The organism is Sinomonas sp. (genome assembly GCF_051955515.1).
In the GTDB taxonomy this organism is placed as follows: Bacteria; Actinomycetota; Actinomycetes; order Actinomycetales; family Micrococcaceae; genus Sinomonas.
Window position 1 is genome coordinate 1 of the sequence record NZ_JBQCGQ010000184.1, and the last position, 8,953, is coordinate 8,953.

Sequence of the window (8,953 nt, forward strand, 5' to 3'; positions counted from 1 at the left end):
TCATCCCTGGCCCCCCGCCGCGCCGGGACGGACGGTGTCCGCTGGTAGCGGCGGCCGCCGCCTGAACGGAACCTGGTCCCCCGAGTACTCAGAGAACGCCTCGCGAAGCTCCGCCGGCAACCGCACTGGTCGGCCCGTGGATCGGCTGACCAGCACCATGGAGGTTGCAGCGTACGCATACGTGCTGGAACCGTCACGCTCGGTCACCGAGTACCCGAGGTCAAAGCTGGAGCCCCCGATGCGCGTGACCCAGAGGTTGACGCCGATCGGAGCCGGTCGGTAGAGGAGCGGCTGCAGGTATTCGATCTCGTGGCGTCCCACCAAAGTGAAGTTCTCCGCCGTGACGAAATCCACCATGCGCCCCTCTCCGTCGGCGCAGGCGACCCCGGCCGGGAGCGGTTCGCGCAGCCAATGCACGCGTGCGTCTTCGAGGAACTGAAGGAAGCGAACGTTGTTGACGTGCCCGTAGGAGTCGACGTCCCCGAAGCGCAGCTGGAGAGGGAATTGGTAGGCGGACGGCATACTGCCATCTTGCCTCGACTTGGGCGGACACGGCGAACCCGCCGAGCGCGCGGCTGTTGTTGCTCCGCGCGCCGCCAGCTTAGGGTCGTCCCATGACCTCGCCTGCCCGCCCATCAGGGCCAACGGATACGCTCCTGACCCTCCTTGACCTCGATGACCTTGGTGGAGCCCGCACGGACAAGGATGTCTTCGTGGGCCCGAGCGAGCGTCAGCCGCGGCACCGGGTCTTCGGGGGCCAGGTGCTGGCGCAGAGCCTCGTGGCGGCATCGAAGACTGTTTCCGATGACCGCTCGGTCCACTCGATGCACGGCTACTTCCTCCGCCCGGGCGACGCAGACAAGTCCATCACGTTCGGCGTCGAGCGGCTTCGCGACGGCCGGTCGTTCTCCGCGCGTCAGGTCCACGCCTATCAGGACGGGCAGCCGATCCTCTCGATGATCGCTTCGTTCCAAACAGATTCGCTGGGCGTGGACCATCAGTCCACCATGCCCCAGGACGTTCCCGACCCTGAATCCCTGCCGAGCACGGCGGACCTCCTCGGGGCCATCGACCATCCCATTGCCCAGTACTGGGCCTTTGACCGTCCCTTCGACGTCCGGCACGTCAACCCAGCGCTCTACCTTTCAGCGAAAGGAGAGCCCGTTGCGCGGAACGCGGTGTGGATGAAGACCTTCAGTCCCATGCCCGACGACGAGCAACTGCACCGCGCCGCCCTCGCCTACGCAAGCGACTACACCCTGCTGGAACCCATCCTCAGACGTCACGGGCTGAGCTGGATCACGCCAGAGATGAACGTCGCAAGCCTGGACCATGCGATGTGGTGGCACCGCCCCGTGCGCGTCGACGAGTGGCTTCTCTACGTCCAGGAATCGCCCAGCGCCCACGGAGCGCGGGGGCTCGGTGTCGGGCGCATCTTCACCCGTGACGGGGTGCACGTGGCGACGGTCGGACAGGAGGGCATGATCCGGGTGCCGCTCGCCTGAGCTCCCTCCGGCGGCCCCTTCGGCGAAGCGCGTTTCCGCGATACGAACGACGGCGGGGCCGGCTCCGTTCTGGAGCTGGCCCCGCCGTGGTCTGCCGCGACAGGACGTCTGTCAGTCGCGCGTGAGCTTGCGGTGCGTCACACGGTGCGGAGCGGCCGCCTCGGGGCCGAGGCGCTCGATCTTGTTCTGCTCGTACGACTCGAAGTTTCCCTCGAACCAGTACCACTTCGACTCGTCCTCGTCATTGCCCTCGTAGGCGAGGATGTGCGTTGCCACGCGATCGAGGAACCACCGGTCGTGGGACACGACCACCGCGCAGCCAGGGAACTCGAGCAGGGCGTTCTCGAGGCTCGCGAGCGTCTCGACATCGAGGTCGTTGGTCGGCTCGTCGAGGAGCAGGAGATTGCCGCCCTGCTTGAGCGTCAGGGCGAGGTTCAGCCGGTTCCGCTCACCGCCCGAGAGCACGCCGGCCTTCTTCTGCTGATCCGGGCCCTTGAACCCGAAGGCCGAGACATAGGCGCGGGAAGGCATCTCGACCTGGCCGACTTGGATGTGGTCCAACCCATCGGAGACCACCTCCCAGAGCGTCTTGTTGGGGTCGATGCCGCCACGGCTCTGGTCCACGTAGGAGATCTTGACCGAATCGCCGACCTTGAGATCGCCGCCGTCGAGAGGTTCGAGGCCCACGATGGTTTTGAACAGCGTCGTCTTGCCCACGCCGTTCGGGCCGATCACCCCGACAATGCCGTTGCGCGGAAGGGAGAAGGACAGCCCGTCGATGAGGACGCGGTCGCCGAATCCCTTCCTGAGGTTGGAGGCTTCGATCACCATTTGGCCAAGGCGCGGCCCCGGCGGGATCTGGATTTCCTCGAAGTCAAGCTTGCGAGTGCGCTCCGCCTCGGCCGCCATCTCCTCATAGCGCGCAAGGCGTGCCTTCGACTTCGTCTGGCGGCCTTTGGCGTTCGACCGCACCCAATCGAGCTCCTCGGCGAGGCGCCTCGCGAGCTTCGCGTCCTTCTTGCCCTGGACTTCAAGTCGCGCGCGCTTCTTCTCGAGGTAGGTCGAGTAATTGCCTTCGTAGGGGTACAGCCGGCCCCGGTCCACCTCGCAGATCCATTCGGCGACGTGGTCGAGGAAGTAGCGGTCGTGGGTCACGGCGAGGACCGCGCCCGGGTAGGACGCAAGGTGCTGCTCGAGCCACTGCACGCTCTCGGCGTCGAGGTGGTTCGTCGGCTCGTCCAGGAGCAGGAGATCGGGCTTCTGCAGAAGGAGCTTGCAGAGCGCTACGCGGCGGCGCTCACCGCCCGAGAGCACGCGCACGTCGGCCTCCGGCGGCGGGCACCGGAGCGCGTCCATCGCCTGCTCGAGCTGGGAGTCAATGTCCCAGGCATCCGCCGCGTCGATCGCCTCCTGAAGCTTGCCCATCTCCTCGAGGAGCGAGTCGTAGTCGGCGTCCGGGTTGGCCATCTCCTCGGAGATCTGGTTGAACCGCTGGATCTTGGTGTAGATCTCCCCGACGCCCTCCTGGACATTGCCGAGGACGGTCTTCTCCTCGTTCAGCGGCGGCTCCTGGAGGAGGATGCCCACGCTGTAGCCGGGGGACAGGCGAGCCTCGCCATTCGACGGGGTGTCGAGACCCGCCATGATCTTCAGGATGGTCGACTTGCCAGCCCCGTTCGGGCCGACGACGCCGATCTTCGCGCCCGGGAAGAACGACATGCTCACGTCGTCCAGGATCACCTTGTCGCCAACGGCCTTGCGGGCCTTGGTCATGGTGTAGATGAATTCCGCCATGTCCCCAATCTAGTGGCTCAGCTGGGCTAACTCACATCCGTGCTCCTGCCCGGAGGCCGGGAGGACAGCGCCCGGAAGCGGTCTTGATCACGCGTACGGCAGCACCAGTTCCTCGAATCGTTCCTTCATCACCGCAAGCGTCTTGTGCCCGTCTGCGTCCCAGATCTCCTGGTTGAAGATCTCGACTTCGATGTACCCCTCATAGCCGGCGTCCCGCACCCAGCCGGTGATCGTCGGGAAGTCAATCACGCCATCGCCCATCATGCCCCGTGACAGCAGCGCGTCGGCCGCGATTGGGAGATTGAAGTCACACACTTGATACGACGCCAGGCGGTTCTCGTTGCCTGCTCGCGCGATCTGGTCCTTGAGTTCGGGATCCCACCACACATGGAAGGTGTCGACGGCGACCGCGACCTCTGCGGGGTCGAAGGGCGCGGCGATGTCGAGGGCCTGGCCGAGCGTCGAGACGAGTGCCCTGTCGGCCGCAAACATCGGATGCAGCGGCTCGAGCAGCAGCCTCACTCCATGCTCGCGTGCGAACGGCACCAAGTCGCCGAGACGGTCAGCAATGCGCGCTCGAGCCGCGACCACGTCCTTCTCGCCTTTCGGCAGCCCACCGACGACGAGGTAGAGGTCGCGCGTGCCGAGCGTCTCAGCCTCCAGCACAGCGCGCCGGTTGTCTGCGAGAGCCTCCGCCTGCCCCGCCTCGTCGGCTGCGGTGAGGAAGCCTCCACGGCAGAGCGACGAGACCTCGAGGCCGGCGGACCTGATGATGGCTGCCGCCTCGGTGAGCCCCGCCTCTTCGACCCGATCCCGCCAGGGTCCGATCGCTGGAATTCCTGCACGGACGCATCCGTCCACGGCTTCCTGCAGGCTCCACCGCTTGGTCGTGGCGCTGTTGAGCGACAGGCGTGACGGTGCCGTCATGGTGCGACCCCGTTCACGTCGAGGAAGGATGCCATGCGAGCGGCCGCGACGTCGGGGCTGCGGAGCAGCCCTGCGCGGTCTGCGAGCCTGAAGACCTGCGCGAGGTGCTGGACAGACCTCCCCGAGTGCAGCCCGCCGACCATCTGGAAGCCTGGCTGCTGGCCGTTGAGCCAGCTCAGGAACGCAATCCCCGTCTTGTAATAGAACGTCGGCGCGCTGAAGATGTGCAGGCCGAGGTCGCGCGTGGAGTCCAGAATGCCTCTCCCCTCGGACGCCTTTCCGGCCTCGTAAGCCTGAAGCGCCGCGGAGGCGGCAGGGTAGATGGCGGCGAAGATCCCGAGCAGCGCATCCGAATGATGTTCGCCGTCGCCGTTGATCAACTCCGGGTAGTTGAAATCGTCGCCGGTATAGAGGCGTACGCCGGCCGGAAGCTCCGCGCGCAGCGCCTTCTCGTGCTCGGCGTCGAGCAGCGAGACCTTGACCCCGTCGATTTTGTCCGCATGCGACCGGATCAGGTCGAGGAACGTCCTCGTCGCCGTCGGAACGTCGGCGCTGCCCCAGTATCCCTCGAGGGCAGGGTCGAACATGGTCCCGAGCCAGTGCAGGACCACCGGCTCTCGCGCTTCGGCGAGCAGCTTCGAGTAGACGTTGAGGTAGTCGTCGGCACTGGACGCGGCACGGGCAAGCGCACGCGAGGCCATCAGGATGACCTTGGGGCCGGCGTCCTCCACGGTTGCGAGCTGCTCGCGGTACGCCTCGAGCGCCATGGCCACGCCGCGCGGCCCGTCATGAACAGCCGCGAGTTCAAGCTGATCGGTGCCGGCACCACAGGCGACGAGGTCCCGCACCGTCAGGCCGGATGTCGCCCGAGTCCCCGAGGCAGCCACCGTTCTCGCCTCAGCACCCACCCGAGCGATGAGCTCGCGCGTGGCGGCCCAATCGAGGCCCATCCCCCGCTGAGCCGTGTCCATCGCGTCCGCAACCCCGAGGCCGTAGGACCACAGCTCGTGACGAAAGGCGAGCGTGCTCTCCCAATCGAGGTCAGCCGGTGACCCCGGCGTGTTGTCTGCTCCCACGAGAGGGATGACATGGGCCGCCGCGTAGGCCTTCCGGACTGTGAACGGCGCTGAGGGCTTCGCCCATTCGCGAGGGGCTGCGAGTTCGTATCGGTTCGTTCCGCCCTTCTCGATGGGCAGAAGGACCGAAGCCGTCGTCGCCAAGCCGCTCACAGGACGATCTCCGGGATGTCGACCGTGCGCCGTTCGGCGCTCGAGAGGAGGCCCAGTTCAGCAAGCTGCACCCCTCGGGCCGCAGAGAGAAGCCCGTAACGATGCTCCCGCCCCGCCACCACGTCTCGCAGGAACTCTTCCCACTGGAGCTTGAAGCCATTGTCGAGATCGCGGTTCGCGGGCACCTCCTGCCACTGGTCGCGGAATGACTCGGCGACCGGGAGATCCGGGTTCCAGACGGGCTTCGGCGTGTGCGAACGATGCTGCGCCACGCACTTGTTGAGACCGGCGACCGCAGATCCGTGCGTTCCGTCGATCTGGAACTCCACGAGTTCGTCCCGATAGACGCGGACGGCCCACGAGGAATTGATCTGGCCCACGACTGCATCCCCCTGTGGCGTCTCGAGTTCGAAGATGCCGTACGACGCGTCATCAGCCGTGGCCGTGTACGGACGCCCCGTCTCGTCCCATCGGGTAGGGATGTGGGTTGCCGTGACGGCGTTGACGCTCTTGACCTTGCCGATGATGCCTTCGAGCACGTAGTTCCAGTGGCAGAACATGTCCGTCGTCATCCCGCCCCCGTCTTCCTTGCGGTAATTCCAGGACGGACGCTGCGATGGCTGGATGTCGCCTTCGAAGACCCAGTAGCCGAACTCGCCCCGAATCGACAGGATCCGGCCGAAGAAGCCCTCGTCGACGAGACGGCGGAGCTTGACCAGTCCCGGAAGGTAGAGCTTGTCGTGGACGACCCCCGCCGTCACCCCGGTCTCCTGACCGATTCTGGCCAGCGCGATGGCTTCATCCAAGGTCTCAGCCGTCGGTTTCTCGGTGAAGATGTGTTTGCCTGCGAGCATCGCCTTGCGCAGCGTCTCGGCCCGCAGACTCGTCATCGAGGCGTCGAAGACGATGTCGATGCCCGGATCGGCGATCAGCGCATCCAGATCGGTGGACCATTCCGACACCTTGTGCTGTTCAGCGAGCTCACGAAGCTTTGCCTCATTCCGCCCGACCAGGATCGGCTCGACTTGCACGCGGGAGCCATCTTCGGCGATGAATCCCCCAGCGTCCCGAATCGGGAGGATGGAGCGCAGCAGATGCTGCCGGTACCCCATGCGGCCGGTGATGCCGTTCATGGCGATTCTCAGGGTTCGAGTGTCGGTGGCCACTGCCGCCTCCTTGCGTAGGCCCCAGCTGCGCCAGGGCGAGTAATAGGCCTTCCCAACAAGGTCGGAAAGCGCATTCCGTAAGAACAGTGTGCGGCACCGCACACGCGGTTGGCAAGCGCATTCCTTTCCGTCATGGGTGGATGCCATAATCTGGCCCAAGGGACAAAGGAGGAACAGCGATGGCAGCGGTCACCTTGAGCGAAGTAGCGCGAGCGGCGGGTGTCTCGCCGGCCACGGCGTCGCGCGTCCTGAACGGATCGAGCCGAACCCCGGGCGCGGACATTGCAGAGCGCGTGCGTGCGGCCGCAGCCGCGCTCGGCTATATCCCGAACGCCCAGGCGCAGGCACTCGCGCGCTCCAGCTCGGGCCTGCTGGGACTCATCGTCCACGACATCGCCGATCCCTACTTCTCCTCCATAGCTCGCGGCGTGCAATCGGCAGCTCGCGAGCTCGGCAAGATCCTTCTCCTCACGAGCACCGAAGGGACGCCCGCTGAGGAAAGGCTCGCGGTCGAAGCCTTCACGTCGCGCAGGGCCGACGCCATCGTGATGGCAGGAAGCCGTTCGACCCGAACCGAAGACTCCCTCGACAACGCCGCCCTCAAGCGAGAGACCGAGCGTTATCTTGCCAACGGAGGAAGCCTCGTACTCGTCGGCCACGACCTGGTCGCCCCCGAAGGCACGTCCGACCACGCCGCCCCTTCCGGGTCCGAGGACGCCGACCTCGAGGCAGCCTTCGCGCCTTCGCCACTCTTGGTCAGCATTCCGAACGAGTTCCTCGCTCGGGATCTCGGCCTGAGTCTGTCCGACGAAGGATTCTCGCGCTTCACGATCGTGGCAGGACCCGAAGGTCTCATGACCTCGGACCTTCGAGTGTCTGGGTTCCAGATGGCCCTTGGCGAGAAGGGGCTGCCTAGAGCCGAAGTCTCACGCTCCGCCTTCAACCGAGACGGCGGGTATGAGGCCGGGGCAAAGCTCGAATCATCAGTCCGCGCCGCCATCGAAGCCGGGAATCGCGTCTGCATCTTCGCCGTCAACGACAGAATGGCCATGGGAGTCGTAGCGGCCCTCCGACAGAAGGGGCTGCACGCGCCCACCGACTACGCGATCGCCGGGTTTGACGACATCAACACGCTCGAGGACTTCATCCCGGGCCTCACCACCGTTCGCCTGCCCCTTGAAGAGATCGGCCGGAAGGCCGCCCGCGCCGCACTCACAGGAGAAGACCCCCTTCCCGCTGCCGGAGAAGTGATTCTTCGCGAAAGCACCGCCGCCGAGGCTAAGTCGCCCACCTCGCGCGGCTGACGCCGAAGCCCCTCACAGAGCCCCTCACTAGCCGGAGCCCCTACCTAGGCCGTCAGGAGCTCGGGCCCCTCCTCGGCCGACAGGTCCACGTACTCCGAGTCGTCGTCGTCCTCGTCGGAAGGGACGTCCACCAAGGAGTGCGGCGGGAGTTCGCCCGTTTCCACGTCGACCATCCCGATACCGTCCACCGCCACCCTCTGCACCGTCGGCTCCTGGCGTTGGGCGTCCGGCAGGTTCCGCGCGAATTTGGCAGACCCCCAGAAGAGGTCGTGTCCCACGGACTCTGCGGCCACCTCTGCCTCATTGAAGATCCGCCCGTCTTTCTCCCATTGCTTCAAGCGCAGTCGGCCGACGACGATGACCCTCTGACCCTTCTTCAGGCTCCCGCAGATGTTGCTCGCCAGCTGGCGAAAGCCGACGATGGTGAACCAGTTGGTGTGTCCGTCGACCCACTCTCCAGCCTCACGGTCGTAACGGCGTTGCGTCGCCGCGAGCCGAAAGCTCGAAACGATGGTGCCGCCATGTGTCGTATTGGTCCTCGGATCCGTTGCCACGAACCCGCGCACTGTCACCAGATCGCTCATCGCCACCCTCCTTGTGGTCACTTTCGGCCCTTGATTCGGCCGGTCTCTCCGCTCAACGGGCCCCTCGCCGACGTTGGCATCTTCAGCCTCGCGCAGCGGGCGAGCCGGAGACCACGGATCGGCGATGCATGTGGATGACACGCCGACGCCGACTTTGTGGAGGGAAAATCAGGGAACGTGATGCCCGGCCGTGAGCAGTCACGGTCGATGGCCGTCCACGGGCAACGCCCCACTGGGCCCGGCCTGCGGCATGTCCGGCGCCCTTCCCCGCTGTCGGTGCCCTTCCCCGCACCTCCGCGGCGGGCCCCGCGCGGAGGTGCGGGTAAGCCGCGGAGGTGCGGGTCAGCCGCGGTAATGCCAAGAGCGGCCAGTGGGCCACCGAAGAACGCCCCCGGTCCGAAGTCCGGGGGCGGCGAGGATGTATGACCTCACAGTGCGCCCCAG

The 8,953-nt window shown here is 66.1% G+C and carries 8 protein-coding genes; 2 read left to right on the top strand and 6 right to left on the bottom strand.

Going from position 1 to position 8,953, the window contains the following annotated elements; translation table 11 throughout:
- A complete protein-coding gene (locus ACTHL9_RS10445) occupies positions 1-522 on the bottom strand; it encodes an acyl-CoA thioesterase (RefSeq protein ID WP_440518912.1) in 522 nt (173 codons plus the stop codon).
- A gap of 92 nt (positions 523-614) precedes the next feature.
- On the opposite strand from ACTHL9_RS10445, the gene ACTHL9_RS10450 reads away from it, so the two are divergent.
- Positions 615-1,505, top strand: coding sequence for an acyl-CoA thioesterase (locus tag ACTHL9_RS10450; RefSeq protein WP_440518913.1), 891 nt, complete (start codon positions 615-617; stop codon positions 1,503-1,505).
- Positions 1,506-1,616: 111 nt separating this feature from the next.
- Here ACTHL9_RS10450 and ettA read toward each other — a convergent pair whose 3' ends face one another.
- The 4 genes from ettA to ACTHL9_RS10470 all read right to left on the bottom strand — a co-directional run bounded on the left by ettA (position 1,617) and on the right by ACTHL9_RS10470 (position 6,588).
- On the bottom strand, positions 1,617-3,299 hold the full coding sequence (gene ettA / locus ACTHL9_RS10455) for an energy-dependent translational throttle protein EttA (protein WP_440518915.1): 1,683 nt from the start codon (positions 3,297-3,299) through the stop codon (positions 1,617-1,619).
- 87 nt (positions 3,300-3,386) lie between these two features.
- On the bottom strand, positions 3,387-4,226 hold the full coding sequence (locus ACTHL9_RS10460) for a sugar phosphate isomerase/epimerase family protein (protein ID WP_440518916.1): 840 nt from the start codon (positions 4,224-4,226) through the stop codon (positions 3,387-3,389).
- Positions 4,223-5,455 carry a dihydrodipicolinate synthase family protein gene (locus ACTHL9_RS10465; RefSeq protein WP_440518917.1) on the bottom strand — a complete coding sequence of 411 codons (1,233 nt, stop codon included), beginning with the start codon at positions 5,453-5,455 and terminating at the stop codon, positions 4,223-4,225. Before ACTHL9_RS10465 ends, ACTHL9_RS10460 begins: the two co-directional genes overlap by 4 nt.
- Positions 5,452-6,588 carry a Gfo/Idh/MocA family protein gene (locus ACTHL9_RS10470; protein WP_440518921.1) on the bottom strand — a complete coding sequence of 379 codons (1,137 nt, stop codon included), beginning with the start codon at positions 6,586-6,588 and terminating at the stop codon, positions 5,452-5,454. Before ACTHL9_RS10470 ends, ACTHL9_RS10465 begins: the two co-directional genes overlap by 4 nt.
- Positions 6,589-6,800: 212 nt before the next feature.
- Between ACTHL9_RS10470 and ACTHL9_RS10475 the strand changes: the two genes are divergently transcribed.
- Entirely contained in the window at positions 6,801-7,925 is a 1,125-nt protein-coding gene (locus ACTHL9_RS10475) for a LacI family DNA-binding transcriptional regulator (RefSeq protein WP_440518918.1), read from the top strand.
- A 44-nt stretch (positions 7,926-7,969) separates the two neighbouring features.
- Here ACTHL9_RS10475 and ACTHL9_RS10480 read toward each other — a convergent pair whose 3' ends face one another.
- Positions 7,970-8,509, bottom strand: coding sequence for a single-stranded DNA-binding protein (locus ACTHL9_RS10480; RefSeq protein ID WP_440518919.1), 540 nt, complete (start codon positions 8,507-8,509; stop codon positions 7,970-7,972).
- Between the last annotated feature and the right edge of the window lie 444 nt (positions 8,510-8,953).

Bases quoted from the DNA above. Each gene is read 5' to 3' on its own strand.
- ACTHL9_RS10480 (WP_440518919.1), bottom strand. From the start codon at position 8,509: ATGAGCGATCTGGTGACAGTGCGCGGGTTCGTGGCAACGGATCCGAGG.
- ACTHL9_RS10445 (WP_440518912.1), bottom strand. From the start codon at position 522: ATGCCGTCCGCCTACCAATTCCCTCTCCAGCTGCGCTTCGGGGACGTC.
- ACTHL9_RS10450 (WP_440518913.1), top strand. From the start codon at position 615: ATGACCTCGCCTGCCCGCCCATCAGGGCCAACGGATACGCTCCTGACC.
- ACTHL9_RS10470 (WP_440518921.1), bottom strand. From the start codon at position 6,588: ATGAACGGCATCACCGGCCGCATGGGGTACCGGCAGCATCTGCTGCGC.
- ACTHL9_RS10475 (WP_440518918.1), top strand. From the start codon at position 6,801: ATGGCAGCGGTCACCTTGAGCGAAGTAGCGCGAGCGGCGGGTGTCTCG.
- ettA (WP_440518915.1), bottom strand. From the start codon at position 3,299: ATGGCGGAATTCATCTACACCATGACCAAGGCCCGCAAGGCCGTTGGC.
- ACTHL9_RS10460 (WP_440518916.1), bottom strand. From the start codon at position 4,226: ATGACGGCACCGTCACGCCTGTCGCTCAACAGCGCCACGACCAAGCGG.